General features: G+C 62.9%; 26 protein-coding genes and 1 pseudogene. 19 read left to right on the top strand and 8 right to left on the bottom strand.

Features of this window, described 5'->3' with window-relative positions; genetic code table 11:
* Positions 1 to 380: pseudogene (locus LXM94_RS17315) on the top strand (transposase); the annotation flags it as partial.
* Positions 381 to 452: 72 nt separating this feature from the next.
* Here LXM94_RS17315 and LXM94_RS17310 read toward each other — a convergent pair.
* Both LXM94_RS17310 and LXM94_RS17305 read right to left on the bottom strand, forming a co-directional pair.
* Positions 453 to 1,052, bottom strand: a complete 600-nt coding sequence (locus LXM94_RS17310) for a UbiX family flavin prenyltransferase (RefSeq protein WP_235772722.1) — start codon at positions 1,050 to 1,052, stop codon at positions 453 to 455.
* Positions 1,049 to 2,560, bottom strand: coding sequence for a UbiD family decarboxylase (locus tag LXM94_RS17305; protein WP_235772721.1), 1,512 nt, complete (start codon positions 2,558 to 2,560; stop codon positions 1,049 to 1,051). Before LXM94_RS17305 ends, LXM94_RS17310 begins: the two co-directional genes overlap by 4 nt.
* A 107-nt stretch (positions 2,561 to 2,667) precedes the next feature.
* On the opposite strand from LXM94_RS17305, the gene ubiT reads away from it, so the two are divergent.
* Genes ubiT through ubiV form a run of 3 tightly spaced genes read left to right on the top strand, consistent with a single transcriptional unit; the run spans position 2,668 to position 5,086 of the window.
* The gene (ubiT, locus tag LXM94_RS17300) at positions 2,668 to 3,174 is read left to right on the top strand and encodes a ubiquinone anaerobic biosynthesis accessory factor UbiT (protein WP_235772720.1); all 507 of its coding nucleotides are present in this window, start codon (positions 2,668 to 2,670) and stop codon (positions 3,172 to 3,174) included.
* Positions 3,165 to 4,142 carry a ubiquinone anaerobic biosynthesis protein UbiU gene (gene ubiU / locus LXM94_RS17295; protein WP_235772719.1) on the top strand — a complete coding sequence of 326 codons (978 nt, stop codon included), beginning with the start codon at positions 3,165 to 3,167 and terminating at the stop codon, positions 4,140 to 4,142. Before ubiT ends, ubiU begins: the two co-directional genes overlap by 10 nt.
* An 8-nt stretch (positions 4,143 to 4,150) precedes the next feature.
* Positions 4,151 to 5,086, top strand: a complete 936-nt coding sequence (gene ubiV / locus LXM94_RS17290; protein WP_235772718.1) for a ubiquinone anaerobic biosynthesis protein UbiV — start codon at positions 4,151 to 4,153, stop codon at positions 5,084 to 5,086.
* 114 nt (positions 5,087 to 5,200) lie between these two features.
* On the opposite strand, the gene LXM94_RS17285 is transcribed toward ubiV, so the two are convergent.
* Genes LXM94_RS17285 through LXM94_RS17270 form a run of 4 tightly spaced genes read right to left on the bottom strand, consistent with a single transcriptional unit; the run spans position 5,201 to position 6,927 of the window.
* Positions 5,201 to 5,587 (bottom strand): YbaN family protein, encoded by a 387-nt coding sequence (locus LXM94_RS17285; protein ID WP_235772717.1) that lies wholly within the window; start codon positions 5,585 to 5,587, stop codon positions 5,201 to 5,203.
* A 40-nt stretch (positions 5,588 to 5,627) separates the two neighbouring features.
* Positions 5,628 to 6,305: an NnrU family protein gene (locus LXM94_RS17280; RefSeq protein WP_235772716.1), complete on the bottom strand. Its 678-nt coding sequence runs from the start codon at positions 6,303 to 6,305 to the stop codon at positions 5,628 to 5,630.
* Entirely contained in the window at positions 6,302 to 6,763 is a 462-nt protein-coding gene (locus LXM94_RS17275; protein WP_235772715.1) for a hemerythrin domain-containing protein, read from the bottom strand. The genes LXM94_RS17280 and LXM94_RS17275 overlap by 4 nt, the downstream gene beginning before the upstream one ends.
* An 8-nt stretch (positions 6,764 to 6,771) precedes the next feature.
* On the bottom strand, positions 6,772 to 6,927 hold the full coding sequence (locus LXM94_RS17270; RefSeq protein WP_235772714.1) for a hypothetical protein: 156 nt from the start codon (positions 6,925 to 6,927) through the stop codon (positions 6,772 to 6,774).
* 109 nt (positions 6,928 to 7,036) lie between these two features.
* Between LXM94_RS17270 and LXM94_RS17265 the strand changes: the two genes are divergently transcribed.
* The 6 genes from LXM94_RS17265 (at position 7,037) to LXM94_RS17240 (ending at position 12,613) form a co-directional block, all read left to right on the top strand.
* Positions 7,037 to 7,582 carry a cytochrome c oxidase subunit 3 family protein gene (locus LXM94_RS17265; protein WP_408015659.1) on the top strand — a complete coding sequence of 182 codons (546 nt, stop codon included), beginning with the start codon at positions 7,037 to 7,039 and terminating at the stop codon, positions 7,580 to 7,582.
* Between the two features lie 7 nt (positions 7,583 to 7,589).
* Positions 7,590 to 7,865: a cytochrome C oxidase subunit IV family protein gene (locus LXM94_RS17260; RefSeq protein ID WP_235772712.1), complete on the top strand. Its 276-nt coding sequence runs from the start codon at positions 7,590 to 7,592 to the stop codon at positions 7,863 to 7,865.
* 151 nt (positions 7,866 to 8,016) lie between these two features.
* Complete coding sequence (locus LXM94_RS17255; protein WP_235772711.1) at positions 8,017 to 8,469, top strand: c-type cytochrome; 453 nt, start codon at positions 8,017 to 8,019, stop codon at positions 8,467 to 8,469.
* 23 nt (positions 8,470 to 8,492) lie between these two features.
* The gene (locus LXM94_RS17250; protein ID WP_235772710.1) at positions 8,493 to 9,839 is read left to right on the top strand and encodes a nitric-oxide reductase large subunit; all 1,347 of its coding nucleotides are present in this window, start codon (positions 8,493 to 8,495) and stop codon (positions 9,837 to 9,839) included.
* 62 nt (positions 9,840 to 9,901) lie between these two features.
* Positions 9,902 to 10,705 (top strand): CbbQ/NirQ/NorQ/GpvN family protein, encoded by an 804-nt coding sequence (locus LXM94_RS17245; RefSeq protein ID WP_235772709.1) that lies wholly within the window; start codon positions 9,902 to 9,904, stop codon positions 10,703 to 10,705.
* 9 nt (positions 10,706 to 10,714) lie between these two features.
* Positions 10,715 to 12,613, top strand: a complete 1,899-nt coding sequence (locus LXM94_RS17240) for a nitric oxide reductase activation protein NorD (protein WP_235772708.1) — start codon at positions 10,715 to 10,717, stop codon at positions 12,611 to 12,613.
* A 57-nt stretch (positions 12,614 to 12,670) separates the two neighbouring features.
* On the opposite strand, the gene hemN is transcribed toward LXM94_RS17240, so the two are convergent.
* Positions 12,671 to 14,023 carry an oxygen-independent coproporphyrinogen III oxidase gene (gene hemN, locus LXM94_RS17235; RefSeq protein WP_235772707.1) on the bottom strand — a complete coding sequence of 451 codons (1,353 nt, stop codon included), beginning with the start codon at positions 14,021 to 14,023 and terminating at the stop codon, positions 12,671 to 12,673.
* Between the two features lie 228 nt (positions 14,024 to 14,251).
* Between hemN and LXM94_RS17230 the strand changes: the two genes are divergently transcribed.
* From LXM94_RS17230 to LXM94_RS17215, 4 genes are all read left to right on the top strand, one after another.
* Positions 14,252 to 14,530: a DUF2249 domain-containing protein gene (locus LXM94_RS17230; protein ID WP_235772706.1), complete on the top strand. Its 279-nt coding sequence runs from the start codon at positions 14,252 to 14,254 to the stop codon at positions 14,528 to 14,530.
* A gap of 84 nt (positions 14,531 to 14,614) precedes the next feature.
* Complete coding sequence (locus tag LXM94_RS17225; RefSeq protein ID WP_235772705.1) at positions 14,615 to 15,964, top strand: hypothetical protein; 1,350 nt, start codon at positions 14,615 to 14,617, stop codon at positions 15,962 to 15,964.
* A gap of 3 nt (positions 15,965 to 15,967) precedes the next feature.
* Complete coding sequence (locus tag LXM94_RS17220; protein ID WP_235772704.1) at positions 15,968 to 16,498, top strand: DUF2249 domain-containing protein; 531 nt, start codon at positions 15,968 to 15,970, stop codon at positions 16,496 to 16,498.
* Between the two features lie 5 nt (positions 16,499 to 16,503).
* Positions 16,504 to 16,797 carry a metal-sulfur cluster assembly factor gene (locus LXM94_RS17215; RefSeq protein WP_235772703.1) on the top strand — a complete coding sequence of 98 codons (294 nt, stop codon included), beginning with the start codon at positions 16,504 to 16,506 and terminating at the stop codon, positions 16,795 to 16,797.
* Positions 16,798 to 16,835: 38 nt separating this feature from the next.
* Here the strand turns inward: LXM94_RS17215 and LXM94_RS17210 are convergent, their stop codons facing one another.
* Positions 16,836 to 18,050, bottom strand: a complete 1,215-nt coding sequence (locus LXM94_RS17210; RefSeq protein WP_235772723.1) for an NnrS family protein — start codon at positions 18,048 to 18,050, stop codon at positions 16,836 to 16,838.
* A 213-nt stretch (positions 18,051 to 18,263) separates the two neighbouring features.
* Between LXM94_RS17210 and nirK the strand changes: the two genes are divergently transcribed.
* The 5 genes from nirK (at position 18,264) to napE (ending at position 22,203) form a co-directional block, all read left to right on the top strand.
* A complete protein-coding gene (gene nirK / locus LXM94_RS17205) occupies positions 18,264 to 19,406 on the top strand; it encodes a copper-containing nitrite reductase (RefSeq protein WP_235772702.1) in 1,143 nt (380 codons plus the stop codon).
* Positions 19,407 to 19,545: 139 nt separating this feature from the next.
* Positions 19,546 to 20,460, top strand: coding sequence for an SUMF1/EgtB/PvdO family nonheme iron enzyme (locus tag LXM94_RS17200; protein WP_235772701.1), 915 nt, complete (start codon positions 19,546 to 19,548; stop codon positions 20,458 to 20,460).
* A 62-nt stretch (positions 20,461 to 20,522) separates the two neighbouring features.
* The gene (locus tag LXM94_RS17195) at positions 20,523 to 21,218 is read left to right on the top strand and encodes a Crp/Fnr family transcriptional regulator (RefSeq protein ID WP_235772700.1); all 696 of its coding nucleotides are present in this window, start codon (positions 20,523 to 20,525) and stop codon (positions 21,216 to 21,218) included.
* A 109-nt stretch (positions 21,219 to 21,327) separates the two neighbouring features.
* A complete protein-coding gene (locus LXM94_RS17190) occupies positions 21,328 to 21,774 on the top strand; it encodes a pseudoazurin (RefSeq protein ID WP_235772699.1) in 447 nt (148 codons plus the stop codon).
* 243 nt (positions 21,775 to 22,017) lie between these two features.
* On the top strand, positions 22,018 to 22,203 hold the full coding sequence (napE, locus tag LXM94_RS17185) for a periplasmic nitrate reductase, NapE protein (RefSeq protein WP_235772698.1): 186 nt from the start codon (positions 22,018 to 22,020) through the stop codon (positions 22,201 to 22,203).
* Positions 22,204 to 22,211: the final 8 nt, after the last annotated feature.

The following is a 22,211-nucleotide window of genomic DNA, read 5'->3' as shown; positions in this document are numbered from 1 at the left end:
CTATATCTTCGGCGCAATCTGCCCGAAGCATGGGAAAGCCGCAGCTCTCGTCATGCCGTGGTGCGACACCGACGCCATGACCCGGCATCCGGCCGAAATCGCCCGCCATGTCGCTGAAAACGCGCATGCGATCCTCATCATGGATCAGGCAGGCTGGCACATGTCCAATAATCTGGCCGTGCCCGAAAACATCACGATCCTACCGCCGCCGCCGAACTCGCCCGAACTCGCCCCGGTCGAAAACCTCTGGCTCTCCAATCGTATCTTCAAATCCTAGGGGGACATTGTTGCTCATTGCTGCGGCGCATGGCGCAAACTCGAAAACCAGCCTTGGCGCATCATTGTCCATCGGCCGCAGAAAATGGACAAATGGCTTCTGATCAATGAGACGACGTACAATCAGAGGTACAATCGAATTTTCCGCCGATTTCCCGACGAGGCCGGCGCTTCTCTCAATCGTTGTTTCCGATGTCGCTCGCTTCGCCTCTCCACGCCACGGATTGCGGAGGGACGGGCAGCACAAGCAGATCGATTGCCCGGGCGGCAAGATGATCGATGATTTCTGCGATGGATTGGGGGCGGTGGTAGAAGGCCGGGACCGGCGGCATGACGATGGCGCCCACCTCGGTGACCGTACACATGTTGCGCAGGTGCCCGAGATGAAGCGGCGTTTCGCGAGTGAGCAACACGAGCCGACGACGCTCCTTCAGTTGCACATCGGCAGCGCGCGCCAGCAGCGTATCGGTGCGGCCTGTGGCGATGGCTGAGAGCGTCTGCATGGAGCAAGGGGCGACGATCATGCCATGCGCCGGAAAGGAACCGCTGGCGACCGACGCGCCGACATCGCTGTTCGGATGATGGCGATGAGCGAGCGTGGCAAGGCGATCCAGCGTCCGGGGCGCGCATTCGAGGTCAAGTGTGCGACGCGCTGCATCGGAGACGATGAGGTGCGTATCGATGCCAGGCAGCGCTGCCAGCCGCTCAATGATGCGCACACCGAGAGCTGCACCGGACGCCCCGGAAATGCCAAGGATGACGCGGACAGGCCTCATGATATCGCGTTCCCGAGGCCGAGGGAGGACCAGAGAGCGTCGACGCGGGCGATGACCTCCGGCGCCATGGTCAGAACCCGGCCCCATGCGCGATCAGTCTCCCCGCCAATCTTTGTCGTGGCGTCGAGTCCGAGCTTGCCGCCGAGGCCGCATTTCGGGGAGGCGAAGTCGAGATAGTCGATCGGCGTGTTTTCCACGACCAACAGGTCACGGCTGGCGTCGAACCGGGTGGAAAGCGCCCAGACCACGTCCGGCCAGCTTTTCACGTTGATGTCGCCATCCACGGCGATGATCAACTTGGTATAGTTGAATTGCGGCAGCATGGACCAGAGACCCATCATTATGCGGCGCGCCTGACCGGGATAGCGCTTGTCGATGGAGACGACCATGGTCCGGTAGGAGCAGGCCTCGGGCGGCAGCCAGAGGTCGCGGATTTCCATGAACTGCCGCTTCACCAGCGGCACGAAGAGTTCGTTCATAACCTCGCCGAGCCGCGACGGTTCGTCCGGCGGGCGGCCGGTGTAGGTGGAGAGGTAGAGCGGTTTTTCGCGCGTGGTGATCGCCGAGAGCGTCATCACCGGGAAGGGTTCGACGGTGTTGTAGTAGCCGGTGTGGTCGCCATACGGACCTTCCTCGGCCGCCTCGCTTGCAGAAACGGTGCCTTCGAGCACGATTTCCGCGTTCGCCGGGACGGGCATCGGAATGGTGACGCCCCGTGCCGTTTCCTGCCGCCGGTTTTTGAGTATCCCGGCGAAGGCGAGTTCGCTTATGCCGTCCGGCAACGGCATGACTGCGGACAGGATCGTGGCAGGATCGGTGCCGATGGCAACTGCGACCGGCATGTCGCACCCAAGGGCCTGCCAGAGGCGGTGGTGCCGCGCCCCGCCACGATGCGCCAGCCAACGCAGGATCAGCCGGTTTCTGCCGAGTTTTTGCATACGATAGATGCCGACATTGACATCGGATGGGTCGTCCGGCGCGCGGGTAATGACGAGCGGCCAGGTGACGAGCGGTGCCGGTTCGCCGGGCCAGCAGGTCTGCATGGGCAGGCGGCTAAGATCGAGATCGTCGCCGCGCCAGACAACTTGCTGACACGGTGGGCGCTGCGTCTCGCGCGGGTTCATTGAAAGCGCCGCGTTGAGAAACGGCAGCTTTTCCCAGGCATCGCCCAACGAGCGCGGCGGGCGCGGGTCGCGCAGGTCCGCGAGGAAGGATGCAAGCTGCGGCAGACCGCCGGCCTTGAGTCCCAGCCCCCATTCGATGCGTTCGCGCGTGCCGAAAAGATTGGCGAGAAGCGGGATCGCCTGGATGTTCCCTTGCGCATCGGCCGGCCGCTCGAAGAGGAGTGCCGGACCTTCTTCCGCCAGCACGCGGCGGTGAATTTCCGTCACCTCGTGAACCAGCGAGACAGGTTCCGAAATGCGTTTAAGCCGTCCTCGCCGCTCCAGCAAGGCGACGAAATCCTGAAGATTGCTGAAGCGGCGTGGAATGTGGGCATCGGCTTTCATTCCGTTCCCTTGCCGGGGAAAAATGCTGCGGTCTTTGTGCTGGCGCAAACTCGTTCCGCGCTTGGCTCCTTAGGTTCCGCGTGTTCGTTTCTCGCAAGGGTCGTCCCATGTCATTGCTTCCGCCGCTCCTCGTGAAACCGGTCGATATCGCGCCTGTATGGCTTATGGAGCGGCTGGCGCGCCTCATCTTTTCCGGCGTGCTGAAGGCTCATCCGGATCTCTTCGAGCGGCTGGGAGACTATCGCCGGATTCGTTACGGCTTCTCGCCGACGGATCTGCCGCTGCACTTCACGGTCGTTCCGGCAACGCGGGCGTTGACCGTCTCGCGCGGGCAAGCGCCCCTTGCCGACGCCTGCATCAAAGGGCCACTCGTGCTGCTTCTCGGCCTGCTTGAGGGTCGCTGCGATGCGGATGCGCTGTTTTTCTCGCGCGAGTTGAGCGTCACCGGCGACATGGAGGCCATGCTGGCTTTGCGCAACGCGCTCGACGACAGCGCCATAGACCTGCCGCGCGAGCTCGGCGCGCTGGTCGGGCCGCTTTCGCCGCTGGTCGCCGGAACGGCACGGTATCTCCGCAGCAAGGCACTCGAAGGAAGGGATGCGACGTGGAGCTGATTTGCCCTGCCGGCACCCCCGCCGCGTTTCGCGAGGCGATAGAGGCCGGCGCCGACGCCGTCTATTGCGGCTTTCGCGACGAGACCAATGCTCGCAATTTCCCCGGCCTCAATTTCAGCCGTGAGGAGCTCCGCCAGTCGATCGCGCTTGCCCGAGCCAAGCGCGTCCTGACCTTCGTCGCGCTCAACACTTTCATGCGGGCGGGAGACGAGGCCCTGTGGTATCGCGCCGCCGACGACGCGGTCGCGCTCGGCGCCGATGCGCTCATCCTCGCTGATTTCGGCCTCATGGCCTATGTCTCGGAAAAATACCCGGAGCAGCGGCTGCATGTCTCCGTGCAGGCTTCAGCCTCGAATGCCGATGCTATCAGCTTCCTCATCGAAGCGTTCGGCGCGAAACGCGTTGTGCTGCCGCGCGTCCTGACGGTGCAGGACATCGCCCGGTTGACCCGGCAGATCGATTGCGAGGTCGAGGTCTTCGCTTTCGGCGGGCTTTGCGTCATGGCCGAGGGCCGCTGTTCGCTCTCTTCCTACGCCACCGGCAAGTCGCCCAACATGAACGGCGTCTGCTCGCCGGCAGGCCATGTGCGTTACCGGCAGGACGGCGCAGACCTCGTCTCCGAACTTGGCGCATATACGATCAACCGGTTTGGCCCCGGCGAGGCTTCCGGTTATCCGACCCTCTGCAAGGGGCGCTTCGAGATCGGCGACGTCGAGGGCTATGCCTTTGAGGATCCGGTTTCGCTCGATATGATCGAGCAAATTGATGCGCTGAAGCGGGCTGGCGTTGCCGCCCTGAAGATCGAGGGACGCCAGCGCGGCAAAGCTTATGTCGCTGAAGTGGTGTCTTCGTTGAAGAAGGCGCTCGATGCGGCGCCCGCCGAACGGGCGGCGCTCGTTGCCCGGCTGCGCAAGATGAGCGAGGGCCAGCGCACGACGACGGGCGCCTATGACAAGCGCTGGCGATAGGACAAAACATGACGACGACATTGCAGCCCGCACTCAGTCTCGGACCGGTCTATTTTCTTTGGGATGGGCCGAAATGGCGGGATTTCTACTTCCGCATTGCCGATGAGGCACCAGTGGAGCACGTCACGCTCGGCGAGACGGTCTGTTCCAAGCGCCAGCATTTCGCCGAGCCGCATGTCGCCGAGGTGATCGAGCGGCTGGAATCGGCCGGAAAGCAGGTGACGCTCTCGACACTTGCCATGGTGACGCTGGAGCGGGAAAGCCGGCAGGTCCGCGACGTCATCCGCGAAAGCCTGCATCCGGTCGAGGTGAACGACCTCTCCGCGCTCGCCCTCGTCAAGGGGCGGTCGCATTCCATCGGCCCGCTGGTCAATGTCTACAATGCTGCGACGGCGCGGCTGCTCGCCAGTCGTGGGGCAGAGAACATCTGTCTGCCGCCGGAACTGCCGGCAGGCTCCATTCGGCAAATACTTGGAGCCATGCCCGGCTTTTCCTTTGAACTTTTCGCCTTCGGCCGCATGCCGCTCGCGATCTCCGCGCGCTGCGCCCATGCACGTTCCAAGGGCCTTACAAAGGACAATTGCCAATTCATCTGCGGCGAGGAGCCGGACGGCCTACCGCTTCGCACGCTTGACCGGCAATCCTTTCTCGTGCTGAACGGCGTGCAGACCATGTCGAACAGTTGTGTCGTTCTGCTCGACGATCTTGCGCCATTGGTGGCGGCGGGCCTTTCCCGCATCCGGCTTTCCCCCCAGGATTGCGACATGGTGAAGGTGGCGAGCCTCTACCGGGCGGCGCTTGACGGCAGCATGTGCGGCGAAGAAGCAGTTTCGGACCTGATGAACGTTTATCCGGGTGTCCGTTTCTCGAATGGGTTCCTGCATCAACGAGAAGGGGCGGCGTGGGTGGCGCGCGGACGTAATGCACTCGCCGGACAGACTTGATGTCTTGGAAAAGTTTCGAACAGGTCGACGAAAGCTGCGGTATCCGGCAAAGCAAACGAACTCGAGAGCAGGTTGTCCAACAGAGTGTCGAGTGCGTCCTGGCGAGCGGACTTATCAGTGCTGGCAATCATCGCCGCTTCCAGGCGGATTGGCTCGCGTCACGATGAAAATCGAGCAGGCTGCGAGCACGATGCCGACCGCGGCCGCGATGAGCGGAGCGGGTCGACTGGTCGACAGAAGAAAGCCATAGCTTGCGCCAATCAGCATCAGAGCGGCGCGCTTGCTGGAACGAGAAATGGCCCTGTTCGCCCGCCATGCGCCAAGCGGCCCGCCGAGGCGGGGATGATCGAGCAGCCATGCCTCCAGATGCGGCGATGATCGCGCAAAAAGGCCGGCGGCAAGGAGGAGGAACGGAGTTGTCGGCAGCAATGGCAACAGAACTCCCAGCAATCCGAGGCCGACCGCAACAAAGCCACCGGCTATGAGAGCAACACGTTGCATACCAACCTCGGCCGAAGAGCGAACAATGGATGTGTCATCGTCACAGACGCAGGAGTGGATCGGCACTGAAGAGGTGCCGATGCTCGCCGGCGAGGAGCCAGACCGTCACGGCTGTCGACGCCAGGAGCCCAAACAGGAGAGCCTGGTCGACGGTCAACTTGCTGCGGGCGGACAGAACCGCAGCGAACGGGATGACGGATGTCGCCGCCGCAAGTGTGTTCCACTCCGTTCCGAGCTGCTTTCGCACTCGCCGGTCTAGCACGAAAATGCCTGCAAGGGAGAAAAGGCCGAGACCGCCGAAGAGGAGGAGTGACCGGACGTCGCCTTTCGCAAAGACGTGTCCCGTCGCCCAAAGAAGAAATCCGACGAGCACGGGATGGCGGGTGACGTGTGTGATTGCGCCAGGCGGTCCGGAATGCCGTAGAGTGATCGAAAGGGGGTTTGTGCTAAAAAGCCCTGCAATCACGAGAAAAACGCCTGTCGGTACCATGACGAATGTGACGTGAGCATGCCATTGCCCAGGTGCCCACAGCTCCACATGGTCGGCGTTCACGGCTTCATGGAAGATCCACACAAGCGCCAGGACCGATAGAAGCGAGTACAGCGAAAGATAGGCTCGTCGTCCAAGCATGGCGACGGTACGGGCACGCACGTCAGGCAAGGCAGGGACAGAGTGTAATGCAATGAAAACGAGAAGTGCTGTAGCAAGTCCGGTCATGTGAAGATCTCACGGGATTCCGATTTGGCGGCCAGCAAGGCTTCAAGGAGGAGGCTTTCGGTTTGGATGTGGCGACGAAGTGCTTCCTGGAAACCCTGGAGCATACGGCCGATCGTTTCCGGTTCGAGCGTGCGTTTTCCATCGGCTTGAGCCTCCAGGACGACCTGGAGTTCGTTTGCCGCCAACCGATCGTATCGGTGATCCGCCTTCAGGCGCTCGATCGCCATGGCAGCAAAACAGGAGCCGGCATGGCGATCGAAATCAGGAAAAAGCAACCGCTCTTCCAGGTCGTGAACGGCTTCCAGAAGAGGTGGAATTGCTCCGGCGAGCTCTCGTAGTTCGCCCTGAATGCCGGGTTCGCACGCTGCCTCTTCGAGGCGCAGGCACGTATTGAGCAGGTCTTGGTGAAGTGTTTCCAGCCGACTGATATCGGCGGCCGCCAGGACCGTCGGGCTCATGATACCTCCTATTGACCGAAGAATAACACGGCAGCAATGACCACCGAAGCACCGGCGGCGGAGAGCAATCCCGCCCCCTGCAGGACGCCCATGCGAAAAAGCAACAGCGCAAAGCCGACGATGATCGGCGCCGCGAGAATGAGGCCGAACTGCGCATCCGTCATCGGGATTTCCTTTCTCTTGGACGCATGATGCCGCGCACGGCCTCGCTGCTCTTTGCGCCGGCACAAAGAAGCTCGCTGTTTCTCGCAGTAATGGAAAACCATGGCGACGATGGGCGAAATGGACATAGCCGTTGGCAAAGGGGAGAGCGCTGGGGCGGACTCGGTTCTGCTCTGGATTCTCGTCTGGAGCGAGCTTGTCGCTTTCGGTGCGCTGCTCGTTGCATTCCTGGTGATGACGGTGGTCGACGTCGACGGCGCAGCACTGCTCCGCTCACATCTCCATCCGGGGCTTGCCGCCGTCAATACGCTGCTCCTCGTCTTCAGCGGCTGGCAGGCGGCACTGGCGGTGCGCCGCGGTGACGGTTCCGTCCGCCGTCCGCTCGTGATTGCAGCGCTTTGCGGCCTCGCCTTCGTTGCGGTGAAGACGGTTGAATACGTGATCGAAATCCGCACCGGCATCGGTGGTGCGGGCCGGCTCGCCGAGCTCTATTTCCTCATCACCGGCTTCCACTTGCTGCACGTCGCCTTCGGCGCCGGCATTCTCCTGCTTGTCGCCTGGAGGCCGTCGCGCGGCAACGTCTTGATGATCGCCACGCTCTGGCACGCGATTGACCTCATCTGGCTCGTGATGTTCCCGATTGTCTATCTCACCTGAGGCATTCATGACCCGACAGGCCCGTGAACAGTTCGTCGCCACCCTCGCCATGCTGCTGACGCTCGCCGTCGGTGGGGCTATCGTTGGAGGTCACAGCGGAGGCCTTCTCGTGCCGATCACCGCCGTGCTCGTCATGGCCTACGCAAAGGGCCGCCTCGTCATCCTCGATTTCATGGACCTGCGCACGGGCCGCGGCATTATGCGGCCCGCGCTGCTCGCATGGCCGGCGGTGCTGCTTGCGCTGGCGCTGGCGCGAACGCTCACTGCAGCCCTGATCGGCTGACGAACCACCCCGCTCTTTGCCAATGCGCAAAGAAGGCTTTTCTCCGCTCGCTAGAACGAGACGTCCCGCATTGCCGGCGAGGGAATCGCTGCAACCAGTCGGCGGGATTTGGCGCCGGGCTCTCGGGGTTCGGCAAGGAAAGGACCAGGGGATGGCAGAGCGCCTTACCAAGACCGGGGCCCGCAACGTCTTCTATGGCGGGTCCATCTTCTTCTTCTCGATCTTCGTAGGCCTCACGGCGCACAGTCACTACTTCATCCGGACGACGTCCACCGACGAATCGACGCTTACCGACGGCGTCGCGCGCGGCAAGCATGTCTGGGAGAAGAACGCCTGTATCAACTGCCACACGCTGCTCGGCGAAGGCGCTTATTTCGCACCTGAACTCGGCAATGTGTGGAAGCGCTACGGCGGGGTCGACGATCCGGAGGGCGCGCGCGAGACGATCAAGGCCTGGATGGCAGCGCAGCCGACCGGAGCAGAAGGCCGGCGGCAGATGCCGCAGTTCAACCTCACCGAACAGGAACTCAACGATCTCGCCGACTTCCTCGAATGGACGAGCAAGATCAAGACCCAGAACTGGCCGCCGAACGAGGCGGGATGAAAACCGCGATCAGGAGAAAAGACATGAAATATCAATCGCAAAAGGTCGCGATGCTGTATTTTTATGGCGCGCTCGGCCTCTTCCTCGCCCAGGTTCTCTTCGGCGTTCTGGCCGGCACGATCTACGTGCTGCCGAACACACTTTCCGAACTCCTGCCCTTCAACATCGTGCGCATGATCCATACCAATGCGCTTGTCGTCTGGCTGCTCATGGGCTTCATGGGCGCCACCTACTACATGATCCCGGAGGAGACCGAGACGGAGCTCTTCAGCCCGAAGCTCGCCGTTCTCCAGTTCTGGACGTTCTTCGTGGCGGCAGGCCTTACGGTCGTCGGCTACATGTTCCGCATCCATGAAGGACGCGAATTCCTCGAGCAGACGTTCATCGCCAAGGTCGGCATCGTCGTTGTCGTGCTGATGTTCCTGTTCAATGTCACCATGACAGCGCTGAAGGGCCGCAAGACCACGGTCATCAATATCCTGCTGTTCGGCCTGTGGGGCCTGGCGATCTTCTTCCTCTTCGCCTTCTACAATCCGGTCAACCTGGCGCTCGACAAGATGTACTGGTGGTACGTCATCCATCTGTGGGTCGAGGGTGTCTGGGAACTGATCATGGCCTCCGTGCTCGCCTTCCTGATGATCAAGCTCAACGGCATCGATCGTGAGGTCGTCGAAAAGTGGCTCTACGTCATCGTCGGCCTGGCGCTCTTCTCGGGCATCCTCGGGACGGGTCACCACTACTACTGGATCGGCGCGCCGGGCTACTGGCAGTGGATCGGTTCGCTGTTCTCGACGCTGGAAGTGGCTCCCTTCTTCACCATGGTGATCTTCACCTTCGTGATGACCTGGAAGGCCGGCCGCAACCATCCGAACAAGGCAGCGCTATTGTGGTCGATCGGCTGCTCGGTCATGGCGTTCTTCGGCGCCGGCGTCTGGGGTTTCCTGCACACCTTGTCGTCGGTGAACTACTACACCCACGGCACGCAGGTCACGGCCGCCCACGGGCACCTCGCCTTTTTCGGCGCCTATGTGATGCTGAACCTCGCCATGATGGCCTACGCCATTCCGGAAATCCGCGGCCGGGCACCCTACAACCAGTGGCTCTCGATCGCGAGCTTCTGGATCATGTGCACAGCGATGTCGGTGATGACCTTCGCGCTCACCTTCGCCGGTGTCGTGCAGGTGCATCTGCAACGTGTGCTGGGTGAAAGCTTTATGGCCGTGCAGGATCAGCTGGCGCTGTTCTACTGGGTCCGCCTCGGCTCGGGTGCCGCCGTTCTCGTCTCGGCATTGATGTTTGTCTGGGCCGTGCTCGTGCCGGGCCGCCTGCGCAGCGACAGCCTCACTCGACTGCTTCAACCGGCCGAGTGAGTGCCTGCCGGCCTCGTCATCCCGCGGGGCCGGTACTTTCTCAATAAGATTTGGAGATGGAAATGAGCGTCATGTTTGAGGCCGCGTGTGCGGAAATTCCCGCCTACAGCCCCTCCGGCAACGAATGCGACCTTTTCGAAAAGGCCTGGGTGCGCCAGCTTCCCTTGCTCCTCAAAGGGCCAACCGGTTGCGGCAAGACCCGCTTCGTCAACCACATGGCTGCAAGGGTGGGCCTGCCGCTATCGACCGTTTCATGCCACGATGACCTTGCCGCTGCCGACCTGACGGGCCGCTTTCTGCTGAAGGGCGGCGATACAGTCTGGACAGATGGCCCGCTGACCCGGGCAGTACGCGAAGGCGGTATCTGCTATCTCGACGAGATCGTCGAAGCCCGCAAGGACGTTGCTGTCGTGCTGCATCCGCTGACCGACGACCGTCGTTTCCTTCCGCTGGAGCGGACGGGCGAGGTACTGGAAGCACCGGCCAGCTTCATGCTCGTCGTGTCCTACAATCCCGGCTACCAGAACCTCCTCAAGGCGCTGAAGCCGTCCACCCGCCAGCGCTTCGTCGCCATCGAGTTCGATTTCCTGCCGAAGCCGAAGGAAATTGCCGTTGTCGCTGCGGAAAGCGGGCTCGACGAAGCGCGTGTCGCGCCCCTCGTCGAACTGGCGCACCGGCTGCGGGCACTCAAGGGGCACGATCTGGAAGAGGGCGTTTCCACCCGCCTCCTTGTCTACTGCGCCTGCCTTGTCGATAGCGGCATGGCCATGCGCGAGGCGGTGCGGGCGGCGATGATCGAGCCGCTGACCGACGAGCCGGACGTCAGGGCAGCGCTCCTCGAAATCGCCGATGCGATGATCCGCTGAGGAACCGTCATGCTGGATTTCCTGGAGCTTGAGGAAACGGTCGGCCGGGCCTGGCACCGGCTCGTCGGGAACACCGGCACCTGGCCGCGTCATCCCGATCATGCCATACGGCTGGAGGATGTCCGGTCTGTTCTCGCCGTATGCTTTCGCGGGTTCGGGGGAGAGGGCGCGGTGCAGATCGCGCCGGCCCGCGGACGCACGTCGGCGCACCGCCTCAGGCTACGCCAGCGCATGGGGCTCGGCGAGGAAAAGCTGGTGCAGCCCGGCCGTGATCATGCAACGCTGATGTTGCCCGCCGAAATCGCTCTCTTTGCCGATCGCGGGCTCAATCGGGATCTCTATCTCTGGCTGGCTGCCGCTATGGCCGTAGTGCCGCTTGGCCCGATTATGCAAACCGACCCGCTCCAGCGTGACCTCGCCATCCTGGCACGAGCGCAGACGACGGCAAACGCGGTTCTCGCCGCCTTCCCGGGTCTTGCCCGGCGCTACAAGCGGCTTTGCGCGGCGACACTCGACGCACGCAAAACAAGACCGCTGCCTTCCGTCGAGCGTCATGTCGAGAACCGCATCCTCGCTCTCCTGAAGAGGGGTGCGGGTCTCACCGACGATACGATACCCGTCATTTTCCCGCATCGCGCGCCGCCGCGTTATTTGCCCATGCTGCCCGTGCCGCTCTGGCCGGACGTGCTCTTGCGTGAGGAATGTGAGGGTCGGGGAGAAGAAGATCAGCCGGCAACCGGTAGCGATCCGCAGGCACCGGAGACCGGGCGGCACGTCGCGCTGCGCGAAAAGGCGGAGAACAGCAAGACCGAGCGCAGCCCTTTCATCCTCAATCGCTTCGAGAAGATTCTCGCCATGGCGGAGATGGTCAATGTGGATCGCCCGGGCGACGACGGTGACGATCAAGATTCAAGCGCGGCCGACGAACTGGACGATATGACACTCGGCGAGCGCAAGGGCCGGCCGGCTGCCCGTTTCCGGTTCGATCTCGACCTGCCGCCGGAAGCGCTCGACCGCACGCGGCTGACCGGTGAACACACCTATCCCGAATGGGATTTTCGCACGGACAGCTACCTGCCGGACCACTGCCGGGTGCTGGCTTCCCCCGTGCCCGGCACGGCAGCGGTGCCAAAGGTCGATGCCGAAACCAAAAGTCTGATCCGTCGCGTGCGCCGGCAGTTCGAGTTGCTGCGTCCGCGCCGCGAGATGCTGCGCGCGCAGCTTGATGGGATGGAACTCGATCTCGATGCCGTGGTCCGGGCGCGCAGCGACCTTGCCGCCGGCGGGCAAAGCAGCGACCGCATCCACCTGATGAGCAGGCCACAGGCGCATGACCTCGCCGTCACCATCCTTGTCGACGTGTCACTGTCGACGGACGCCTGGTTCGATAACCGCCGGGTGCTCGATGTGGAGAAGGAGGCGCTGCTGGTGCTGGCGCATGGGCTCGCGGCCTGCGGCGACAGCCATTCGATCCTCACCTTCACGTCGCGCCGCCGCTCCTGGGTGCGGGTGGAGACGGTCAAGGATTTCGGCGAACCGATGGGACGTAGCGTCGAGGCGCGTATTGCCGCCCTCAAGCCGGGGTTCTACACCCGTATCGGCCCGGCGATCCGCCATGCCGCGGCAAAGCTTCGCGAGCAGCCGAACCGTCGGAAACTCCTGCTGCTCCTCACCGACGGCAAACCGAACGATGTCGACCATTATGAAGGCCGTTTTGCGCTTGAGGACAGCCGCCGCGCCGTCACGGAGGCGCGCCGCACCGGCGTCAGCGTCTTCGGGGTGACGGTCGACCGCGAGGCCCAGGCCTATGTGCCGGCGATGTTCGGCCGCAACGGTTACGCCATCGTCAGCAATATCGCCAGGCTGCCTGCGGCACTGCCGGCGATCTATCGTGGTCTTGTCGGATAGAGGGGGCAAGATTGCGAGGAGAGACCCGGCATGCCGCACCATGCCGGGTCTTTTTGTTCAGGCGGCCTTGCTGTGCGTACGCGCCGTCCGGTCGATATAAGCGTCGAACGCAGCGGCCACGGCCCGGACGACGAACCGGTGATCCTGCCGCACGGTCACCGTGCCGCCGCGGATGTCGATCACGCCGTCATCTTTCAACGTTGCAAGCCGCGCGCTGCCGTCGACAAGCGGGACGGCATCGAAGCCATGACGGGCTGCGATGGTGGTGACGTCGACACGGAAATCGCACATCAGGCGCTCGATGATCTCGGCGCGCATCCGATCCTCCGCGGTGAGCCGGTAGCCCTTGGCAGTGGCAAGCTTGCCGGAGGAAATGCGCCGGGCGTAGAGCCCCGGTGGCACCTCGTTCTGGATGTAGCCGTCCGGTGTGCGGCCGATGGCCGAGGCGCCGAAGCCGATGAGCGTCGTACAGCCGTCCGTCGTATATCCCTGGAAATTGCGGTGCAGGCGCCCGCGTCTTGCGGCAACCGCGAGGCCGTCGGCGGGAAGCGCATAGTGATCAAGGCCGATGCGGACATAGCCGGCGGCACCAAGTGTTTCGGCAATGGCTTCTGCCTGCCGCGCCCGCATTGCCGCATCCGGCAAGGCGCTTTCGTCGATCAGACGCTGATGCTTCTTGAAGGACGGAATATGGGCATAGCCGAACACGGCGAACCGATCCGGCCGCATGCGAACCGCGGCCTTGGCCGTTTCGATGCACGATGCGACGGTCTGGTGCGGCAGGCCGTAGATCAGATCGAAGTTGATGCCCTGCAGCCCGGCCCCGCGCAGCCGTTCGACGGCATCCAACGTCTGCCGTTCGCTCTGGATGCGGTTGATCGCTTTCTGCACCACCGGATCGAAGCTCTGCACGCCGAGGCTGGCGCGGGTCACACCCGCTTCGCCGAGAACGGCGGCCATTTCCGGCGCGAGGGTTCGCGGATCGATCTCGACGGCGATCTCCGTCCCGACCGTGAAGGTGAAGCGCGCGCGCAGGAGGCCTAAAAGGTCCCGGAATTCTTCCGGCTGCATGATCGTCGGCGTGCCGCCACCGAAGTGCACGTGGCGGATGTTCAGCCGGTTGCCGGCCTTTTCGGAGACAAGGCCGATCTCCCTTCGCAGCATGTCGACATAATCGAGGACCGGCTCGTCCCGCTGGGTAATGGTGGTGTGACAGCCGCAATACCAGCACATGGATCGGCAGAACGGGATGTGCAGATAGAGCGAGGCCTCCGTTCGCGGGCCGATGCCGGAGAGCCAGTCTCCGTATGTGCCGGCGCCGACGGCCGCTGAGAAGCCCGGGGCCGTCGGGTAACTGGTATAGCGCGGCAATCGCGCCTCGCCGTATTTTTCGATCAGGGCCTTTTGCATGGCGCGTTCCTCTGTCCGTTATGGTCGACTGGTGAAAGCGTAGTGACGGAAAGGGGGGCCTTCTTTGCTAAAAGCCAAGCACTCGGCATCACGGCCGGATTTCCCGAATTGTTTGCGCATGGTCAAAGTCGCCAGAGGGACGCGGGGATAGCGTTGGCTGGTTCCGGTCGGGTCTGGCCGTGCCCCTGCGGAACGACATCGGAGCGGTCGGGACGGAAACACGAAAACATGTCTGAACACCAGGAAAAGCCCTTCATCGACGTCCGTACGGTTCCGCCGCGCGAGCGCCATCCGCGCATCTTCGGCATGCTCGGTGCGCTGCTTCCCGGCAAGTCGATGCTGATCACGAGCGACCACGACCCGCGCCCGCTGCATTACCAGCTCGAAACGAATTTCCCGGGCCAGTTCGGATGGGACTACCTGGAACAGGGGCCGGAGGTCTGGCGCGTCGAGATCGACCGGCTGGAAGACGGCGGCTGCGAATGCTGCTGTGGCGCAGACCACTAGGGATCTCACGCAATTGCGGACGCAAACCGCTGCGCACTGCCGCCGGAGGTGCCCAAACACGGGCCGCGGCGAAGAGGAAACGAAATGCCGGGTGCCACGCTTTCCCGCTGGACCATGTCCTACTTCGCCGTCGCCTGTCTGATGCTCCTCGTGGGGCAAGGCCTGATGGTTGCGGGGTATGGTTATCCGGCCGTCGCCATCGGTGCGCCGGAAACATTGGCTCTCGTCCATGTCATTGCCATAGGCTGGCTGAGCCTGCTGATGGCGGGCGCGCTCCTGCAATTCGTGCCGGTGCTCGTCGCCGTTCCGCTCGTTGGCGGGCGGTTCGCGGCGCCGGCGCTCGCGCTGCTCGTCGGCGGCCTCGGCACCCTCGTCGCAGGCTTCGTTGCCCTTTCCGGTCACCTTGGCCTGCCACTTGTCTTCCTCCCGATCGGTGGCGGCATGCTCCTTCTCGGTTTCGGCTTCCTCGCTGCCGTCCTCGCCGCGACACTCCTTGCGGCGCCGCTGCCGCTGCCCGCCCGTTTCGTCGCATTGGGCGTCGTCTCCCTGGGGGGGACAGCCCTCCTCGGTGCGGCGTTCACCCTTGCCTTGTCCGGTCTTGGAGAGGCGGCGCTGTTTGCCGGGCTGTTGGCCGAGGGCGTGGGGCTGCATGCGGCGCTCGGTCTCGGCGGCTGGCTCAGCATCACGGCAGTCGGCGTCAGTTATCGCCTGCTCGCCATGTTCCTGCTTGTGCCGGAAGCTGAACGTCGGACGAGCTGCGCCGCCTGGTGGGCGATGGCGATCGCGGTGGCGTTAATTGCGGCGTGCATCGCATGCGCGCTCTTCGCCCTTGCCGATACATTCCTGCTGTTCGCCATGGCGCTCGCTTTGTCGCTTGTGGCCGTACTGCTCTATGGCGGCGATGTCTTGCATATCTATCGCTCGCGCAAACGCAGGCAGGCGGAGCTGAATATCCGCGCGACCTTTCCCGCGGTCATAGCGTTTGCCATCTCCATCCTCCTCGTTAACATCCCTGCGATACGAGCAGGGGACAATATTGCGGCGCTCGTCTATCTCTTCGTTTTCGGATGGTTGACCGGGCTCGGGCTTGCCCAACTGTACAAGATCGTCGCCTTCCTGACCTGGTTGGAGGCCTATGGACCGATCCTCGGCCGGGTGCCCGTGCCGCGTGTGCAAGATCTCGTCGATGAAGGCGTCGCGCGTATTCTGTTTCGAATCTACTATGGAACCGCCGCCGCCGCCACGCTTGCCCTTTTTTGCGGTACGCAGAATGTATTCCGCGGCGCTGTGTGTCTGCAGCTCTTTGCAACGCTTGCACTGATGCGGGAATTCATGCGGACACGCAGGCTGTCCATCGTGCCGGCAAACCTGCGCGCGCCGGATGGCATGGTGCGCCCGCACCTCTTCCTACCCCTTCCTCTCTCAAGGAGATGACCGATGCCCGTTTCAACCGAGATTGCACCGAAGGTGCTCGACGTGCGCCCGATCCTGCAGAACGGTGGCGAGCCGTTTCAGGAGATCATGCAGGCGGTGCGGGACCTTGCTCCCGGACAGGGACTGAAGCTGGTTGCACCGTTCCGCCCACAGCCGCTCTTCCGTGTCATGGAGGGCCGCGGCTTTGACCATGAGGCGTGCGAAATCGCGAGCGGTCATTGGGAGGTGCTTTTCACGCCACAAAAGGAGATCGCTCGAGTCGAGACTTCGGCCGACGCCGACACTCCTGAAGCCTGGCCCGATCCGTCCCTGCATCTCGATCTCTGCGACCTGGACCCGCCGGAGCCGATGATCCGGATCCTGGCCGCCACGGAGAAGATCGAGGAGGGCGATGTGCTCTTCGCGCTTCTTTCGCGCGAGCCGGTCTTTCTGTTTCCGGAACTTGCCAAGCGCGGTCATCAGTGGGCCGGTAATTTCGATGACGCGGGTACCGCTTATCGGATCCTCGTGCGCGTCGGTCGCGCGAAGGAATAGCGGCGATGGAAGAGAGGGAAAAGGCCACGCTCGCGCAGGATATCCGCAATGCGCTGCGCATGATCATCGACCCCGAAATCGGCCGTAACATCGTCGATCTCGGCCTGATCTACGAGGTCACCGTTGAAGAGGGTGGTATCGCCCGCATCACCATGACCACGACGACGCGCGGCTGCCCGGCAAGCGGCTATCTAAAGGAAGCGGTCAGCAATTGCGTCTGGTACGTGCCCGGCGTCGAATATGCCGAGGTGCACATGACCTACGAGCCGCCCTGGACGCCGGAGATGATGCAAGCTTGACGAAAACGGCCCGGCGACAAGCCGGGCCGTTTTCGTGTTCACAGGGACGCACGCCGGTTGCGGGCCAGAATCGGCGCATATTCGAAGCAGAAGAGGCCGAAGGCGGCAATCCAGAGCAGGCCGGCGGCAGCGTAGATCTGGGTGTTGGCATCAGGAAGGATTTCTCCGAGCGGGCGGACCAGCGCGCACAGGATCAGAGCCGCATAGGCAGTCACTGTCAGGCGAGAGGCCGACAGCGCGCGGCCGGTATGACCAAGACTGGCTCTGGTCATTACCGCCAGCATCATGCAGGCGATCGCACCGACCGACAGGAGATGGAGGACCGAACGCTCTTCCAGCAAACCGAGCGCGCTTAGACCAATGGCGAGGAGGCCGAGCGGGATGAAGGCATAGGCGACGTGCAGCACGACGAGCAGTTTCTCCGGCATCACTGCCCATCCCCGCCAGCGATAGAGACGGATGGCGTGCAGGACAGCGGCGACAATGGCAACGGCCGCAGTGGCCGCATGCCCCGGTGAAGCCGTCCAGGCAGCGAACGCACCGGCACCCGCCAGGATGGCCACGGAATCGTAGCGATTGTACGGCACCGGGAAGTCGGTGCGGCCAAACTTGTTCAGCCAGTTGCGCGTGAAGCTCGGCACGATGCGGCCGCCGACGATCATCACCAGTACCACATAGGCGGCAACGGCAAGGCGCATTGCCGCGTGGTTATGGCCGTCATCGATTGCCGCGGCGTGAAAGAAGCTGTTGGCGATCGCCAGCGCCAGAAGCGCTCCAAGCACCTTCATATCCTTCCACTTGCGTCCGGCAACCACCTCGCGCGTGCAGATGGCGAGCAGCGCCGGCAGGAAGAGTGCATCGACGCCGGCGGCAGGAATCACGCCGACGAGGTCGGTCGTGAGCAGCGCGATGCGTCCGGCACACCACAGGGCGAAGAGACCGCCGAGCGGCCATCCGGAGACGGGCAGGCGGCCCGTCCAGTTCGGCACGGCCGTCAGCAGGAAACCGGCGAGAACGGCGGACGCAAAGCCGAACAGCATTTCGTGCGCGTGCCAGTTTGGCGCACCGTAGGCGCCGGCAAGCTCGATCCGGCCGGTGATCGCCGCAATCCACAGGGCCATCGCGACGATGGCCCACAGTCCGGCGCCGAGAAAGAAGGGCCGAAAGCCATAGGAAAACAGCACCGGACCTGTGCGGGAAAGACCGCGTGGCACGGCACGGCTGACGCGCACTCTGAGTTGGCTTGCAGTCATATTGGTCTGCTCCCTTGCAATTGTCCGCTCTTCATAGGGGAGGTGCGGGGTCGGTTCTTTGCGAGATGGCAAAGAGCAAATCGCTACCTGCCAAAATGCCGCAGCAACTCGGGAGCGCAATTTGAGCCATCACAAAGAGACTGGCGCGAATGCTCCTACAACGAAGAGGACCGGGCGACAGACCGCTCCGTCCTTTCAACAAGGAGACATGCAATGACTGAGCAGTTTCAGATGACACGCCGCACCATTCTGGGCGGTGCCGCACTGGCGGGCGTCCTGACGCCTATCATTGCGGCGTCGGTGGCCCACGCCGAAGGCGGCGACATCCAGACCAATGCCAGCGCCGCGGCAGCCGACGTCGCGAAGCTCGAACGCGTCAAGGTCGAGCTTGCCAAACCGCCGTTCGTTCACCCCCACAGCCAGAAGGCCGAGGGCGGGCCGAAGGTATACGAATTCACCCTGACGATCGAGGAGAAGAAGATGATCCTCGACGACCAGGGCACCGAGGTCCACGCAATGACGTTCAACGGCTCGGTTCCGGGACCGCTGATGGTCGTGCACCAGGGCGACTATGTCGAGCTGGCGCTCATCAATCCTGAAACGAATGAGCTGCAGCACAATATCGACTTCCACTCGGCAACCGGTGCCCTCGGTGGCGGCGCGCTAACCGTGGTCAACCCGGGTGAGCGGACGGTGCTGCGCTTCAAGGCCACCAAGGCCGGCGTTTTCGTCTACCATTGCGCACCTCCCGGCATGGTTCCGTGGCACGTTACCTCGGGAATGAACGGCGCTATCATGGTGCTGCCGCGCGAGGGCCTCACCGACGGCCATGGCAAGGAACTTACCTATGACCGGGTATACTATGTCGGCGAACAGGACTTCTACGTCCCCTGCGATGCGGATGGAAACTACAAGAAATACGAAAGCGTAGGGGAATCGTACGCCGATACGCTTGAAGTCATGCGCACCCTGACACCGAGCCACATCGTCTTCAACGGTGCGGTCGGCGCACTGACGGGCGACAATGCCCTCCAGGCCAAGGTCGGCGAGAAGGTGCTGATCGTGCATTCGCAGGCCAACCGCGATACCCGGCCCCACCTGATTGGCGGTCACGGAGACTATGTCTGGGCGACGGGCAAGTTCCGCAACATACCGGATGTCGACCAGGAGACATGGTTCATCCCGGGCGGCACGGCAGGCGCGGCCTTCTACACCTTTGAGCAGCCCGGCATCTACGCCTATGTCAACCACAACCTCATCGAGGCCTTTGAACTGGGCGCGGCCGCACATTTCACGGTGACGGGCGACTGGAACGACGACCTGATGACCTCGGTCGTTCCTCCGGGCGGCGTATGACGATGTTGCCGGCTCTGACGCACCCGCGGCTTGTGCTGCGGGTGCGTGTCCCTTGCGCTGTCGAGCGCGGCAGGTTCCCTGAGATCGGCGCCGGTCCGGACGTCGGCGATTTGTCCGGCGGAGGCAAAAGGAGGCCCACATGGCTACGCTTACCTCGAAATCCGGCGAATCGTGGGTTTCCCTTGCCATTCCAGCCCTTCTGCTCCTGGTCCTGACCGGCGCAGTCGCCGCTGCAGGCGGCCTCCTCGGCGCCCGTCCGGAAGGTGTTCGGCTCGCGGGACCGGAGACGATCACCATCGCGCCCCGGACATTTCGCTATCGCGACAGCAGCGAATATTTTCGGGACGGTTTTGCGGTCGACGGTCCGGTGCACCTCGTCTCGATCTGGCATCCGCTCACCATCATGAAATTCCAGGTCACGGCCAACGACTACGCCCGTTGCGTCGCCGACGGGACATGTGCACCGGCCGAGCCGGATTTTGCGCCGGTTGATCCAGCAAATATCCCCGTCACCGGGGTGAGTTACGATGACGCGACGGCCTATGCGCGTTGGCTGAGCGCTCGTACCGGTGAACTCTGGACCCTGCCGAGCGACCAGGATCTCGCCTTTGCGGCTGGCCGGCGCTTTCCTGACGATGCCCTCGGTGTCGATATCGACAGCAGGAACCCGGCCGAACGCTGGTTGGCGGACTATCGCCGCGAGGCGGCGCGAAAAGCGTCGCGTGATCCCGTTCCCCAGCCGCTTGGACGCTTCGGCGAAAGCGAGTTCGGCCTTGCCGACTTTGCCGGAAACGTCTGGGAATGGACGACGACCTGCAACCGCCGGGTCAACATCGACAAGGCCGGGCGGCTGGTGAACGACGTCTCGTCGTGCGGCATCTATGTCGCGACCGGCAAACACCGTGCGGCGATGAGTTCCTTCGTCCGAAATCCGAAGGGCGGCGGCTGCGCGGTCGGCGTGCCCCCTGACAATGTGGGCTTCCGGCTCGTCAGGGATACGCGTTGGTACGCAACGCTCCTTAAGGCGCTTCGGGAGCGAGGAGTTCCGCTCTGAACTTCCGGCAAGCCGGCAAGCGTGATAGAAACCGGTGACTTTCACGCGTGAGGGACGCAATTTTGAAGATTGACCGGACCGTTGTCCGGTCGCTTGCCCTGTTCGACAGGACGAGTGACGGGGATCTCGACAGGCTGCTGGCCCATGCGACTGCGCGCCGCGTGGCGCAGGGCGATGTCGTTTTCGCGCAAGGGGAGCAGGCGGTCTGCTTCTACCTTTTGCTTCATGGCCGGTTGAAGGTGATGCAGGTAACGGAAGACGGCCAGCAGATCATCGTTCGTGTTGTGCATCCGGGCGATCTTTTCGGCTTTGCCAAGGCGCTTCAGCGCCCGGATTATCCCGGGACCGCGCGCGCAGCAACGGATAGCGTGATCATCAGCTGGCCCACGGATCTGTGGAACCATTTCGTCGAGCAGAACCCTCGCCTCGCCGTCAGCGCCATGCAGACGATCGGGCAGCGGCTGGAGGAAGCCCACACGCGAATCCGCGAGATGTCGACGCAAGAGGTGGAGCGCCGTGTTGCGCACGCTGTGCTTCGGCTCTCCCGCCAAGCCGGACGGCAAGAAGAGCACGGGATCCGCATCGACTTCCCGATCACACGGCAGGACATCGCGGAAATGACGGGCACGACGCTTCATACCGTCTCGCGCATACTGAGTGCATGGGAGGAGCGCGGGCTTGTCGCAGGGGGCCGGCAGAAGCTCACAGTGGTCGATGTACCGGGCCTCCGGCTGCTCGCCGAGGGTGCGCGCGATTGACGCGGCCGAGATGCGTGTTGTTTGACCGTCGTCAAAGAGGCGGCATGTCCGCCGGCCTATTCCTTCGCTCATGGAACCTGATCGGGTTCGGTGAAGAAGGAGAAATGTTATGCTTAGAGGTTTCAAGGGTCTCGCAGGCGCCGCGACCTTGCTCGTGGGAATGACGGGGCCAGCCCTTGCCGCGGATTTCGAGGTTCACATGCTCAACAAGGGCGAAAGCGGGGCGATGGTCTTCGAGCCGGCCTTCATCAAGGCAAGTCCGGGTGACACAGTGACATTCGTGCCGACCGACAAGGGCCACCATGTGGAAACGGTGAAGGGCCTGACCCCCGATGGCGCCCCTGCATTCAAGAGCAAGATGAACGAGACGTTCAAGACCACCTTTGATCAGGCGGGTGCCTATGTCGTCAAATGCCCGCCGCATTTTGGCATGGGCATGGTGGCCGTCGTCGTCGTAGGCGATGCACCGGCCAACCTGGACGTCGTCAAGGCCGGCAAGATGCCGAAAAAGGCCCGTGAGCGCCTCGATGCCGCGCTGGTTGCCGCCGGACAGTAATCCACACACAATGGCGATGTCCTGGCGCAGCATTAAATCCTGCGCCAGGACATGATTATGCAGTGCGATGCTTTTATTTATTTTAGAGATGTAGATAATTAGAATTGTTCGAATAAATATTTGAAATTTATCAATCGTCAAGGCCAAAAGTAACTTGATCTTGAAGGTGCAGTTTAATTTTCTCTTTTCTTTCTTCTTTAAGGCGTTATGCTGTCTCCGCAAACGTTGTTGGGGGGACGCAACGTGGCTGAACAATCCGCGCAATCATCTGTTGCTGGTCCAGGGCGTCGACGCCGCGAGCTGATGACGTTTTTTGTGCTTGCCTTCGGCATCTGGCCGGTCGTCGCCATCGGGGTGGTCGGCGGATATGGCTTCCTCGTCTGGATGTTCCAGATTCTTTACGGGCCGCCCGGCCCGCCTGGCCATTAAGGGGGTGG

The sequence above is a fragment of the Rhizobium alarense genome (assembly GCF_021555155.1).
In the GTDB taxonomy this organism is placed as follows: domain Bacteria; phylum Pseudomonadota; class Alphaproteobacteria; order Rhizobiales; family Rhizobiaceae; genus Rhizobium_D; species Rhizobium_D alarense.
This window is presented reverse-complemented; position numbering and strand designations above follow the sequence as displayed.

Excerpts from the sequence above, each read along its gene's own strand:
- ubiV (WP_235772718.1), top strand. The coding sequence starts at position 4,151 with ATGACGACGACATTGCAGCCCGCACTCAGTCTCGGACCGGTCTATTTT.
- LXM94_RS17190 (WP_235772699.1), top strand. The coding sequence starts at position 21,328 with ATGCTTAGAGGTTTCAAGGGTCTCGCAGGCGCCGCGACCTTGCTCGTG.
- hemN (WP_235772707.1), bottom strand. The coding sequence starts at position 14,023 with ATGCAAAAGGCCCTGATCGAAAAATACGGCGAGGCGCGATTGCCGCGC.
- LXM94_RS17310 (WP_235772722.1), bottom strand. The coding sequence starts at position 1,052 with ATGAGGCCTGTCCGCGTCATCCTTGGCATTTCCGGGGCGTCCGGTGCA.
- LXM94_RS17245 (WP_235772709.1), top strand. The coding sequence starts at position 9,902 with ATGAGCGTCATGTTTGAGGCCGCGTGTGCGGAAATTCCCGCCTACAGC.
- nirK (WP_235772702.1), top strand. The coding sequence starts at position 18,264 with ATGACTGAGCAGTTTCAGATGACACGCCGCACCATTCTGGGCGGTGCC.
- LXM94_RS17275 (WP_235772715.1), bottom strand. The coding sequence starts at position 6,763 with ATGAGCCCGACGGTCCTGGCGGCCGCCGATATCAGTCGGCTGGAAACA.
- LXM94_RS17260 (WP_235772712.1), top strand. The coding sequence starts at position 7,590 with ATGACCCGACAGGCCCGTGAACAGTTCGTCGCCACCCTCGCCATGCTG.
- LXM94_RS17220 (WP_235772704.1), top strand. The coding sequence starts at position 15,968 with ATGCCCGTTTCAACCGAGATTGCACCGAAGGTGCTCGACGTGCGCCCG.
- LXM94_RS17255 (WP_235772711.1), top strand. The coding sequence starts at position 8,017 with ATGGCAGAGCGCCTTACCAAGACCGGGGCCCGCAACGTCTTCTATGGC.
- LXM94_RS17285 (WP_235772717.1), bottom strand. The coding sequence starts at position 5,587 with ATGCAACGTGTTGCTCTCATAGCCGGTGGCTTTGTTGCGGTCGGCCTC.
- LXM94_RS17250 (WP_235772710.1), top strand. The coding sequence starts at position 8,493 with ATGAAATATCAATCGCAAAAGGTCGCGATGCTGTATTTTTATGGCGCG.
- LXM94_RS17230 (WP_235772706.1), top strand. The coding sequence starts at position 14,252 with ATGTCTGAACACCAGGAAAAGCCCTTCATCGACGTCCGTACGGTTCCG.
- LXM94_RS17270 (WP_235772714.1), bottom strand. The coding sequence starts at position 6,927 with ATGACGGATGCGCAGTTCGGCCTCATTCTCGCGGCGCCGATCATCGTC.
- LXM94_RS17225 (WP_235772705.1), top strand. The coding sequence starts at position 14,615 with ATGCCGGGTGCCACGCTTTCCCGCTGGACCATGTCCTACTTCGCCGTC.
- LXM94_RS17265 (WP_408015659.1), top strand. The coding sequence starts at position 7,037 with ATGGGCGAAATGGACATAGCCGTTGGCAAAGGGGAGAGCGCTGGGGCG.
- LXM94_RS17215 (WP_235772703.1), top strand. The coding sequence starts at position 16,504 with ATGGAAGAGAGGGAAAAGGCCACGCTCGCGCAGGATATCCGCAATGCG.
- ubiT (WP_235772720.1), top strand. The coding sequence starts at position 2,668 with ATGTCATTGCTTCCGCCGCTCCTCGTGAAACCGGTCGATATCGCGCCT.
- LXM94_RS17280 (WP_235772716.1), bottom strand. The coding sequence starts at position 6,305 with ATGACCGGACTTGCTACAGCACTTCTCGTTTTCATTGCATTACACTCT.
- LXM94_RS17200 (WP_235772701.1), top strand. The coding sequence starts at position 19,546 with ATGGCTACGCTTACCTCGAAATCCGGCGAATCGTGGGTTTCCCTTGCC.
- LXM94_RS17305 (WP_235772721.1), bottom strand. The coding sequence starts at position 2,560 with ATGAAAGCCGATGCCCACATTCCACGCCGCTTCAGCAATCTTCAGGAT.
- LXM94_RS17240 (WP_235772708.1), top strand. The coding sequence starts at position 10,715 with ATGCTGGATTTCCTGGAGCTTGAGGAAACGGTCGGCCGGGCCTGGCAC.
- LXM94_RS17210 (WP_235772723.1), bottom strand. The coding sequence starts at position 18,050 with ATGACTGCAAGCCAACTCAGAGTGCGCGTCAGCCGTGCCGTGCCACGC.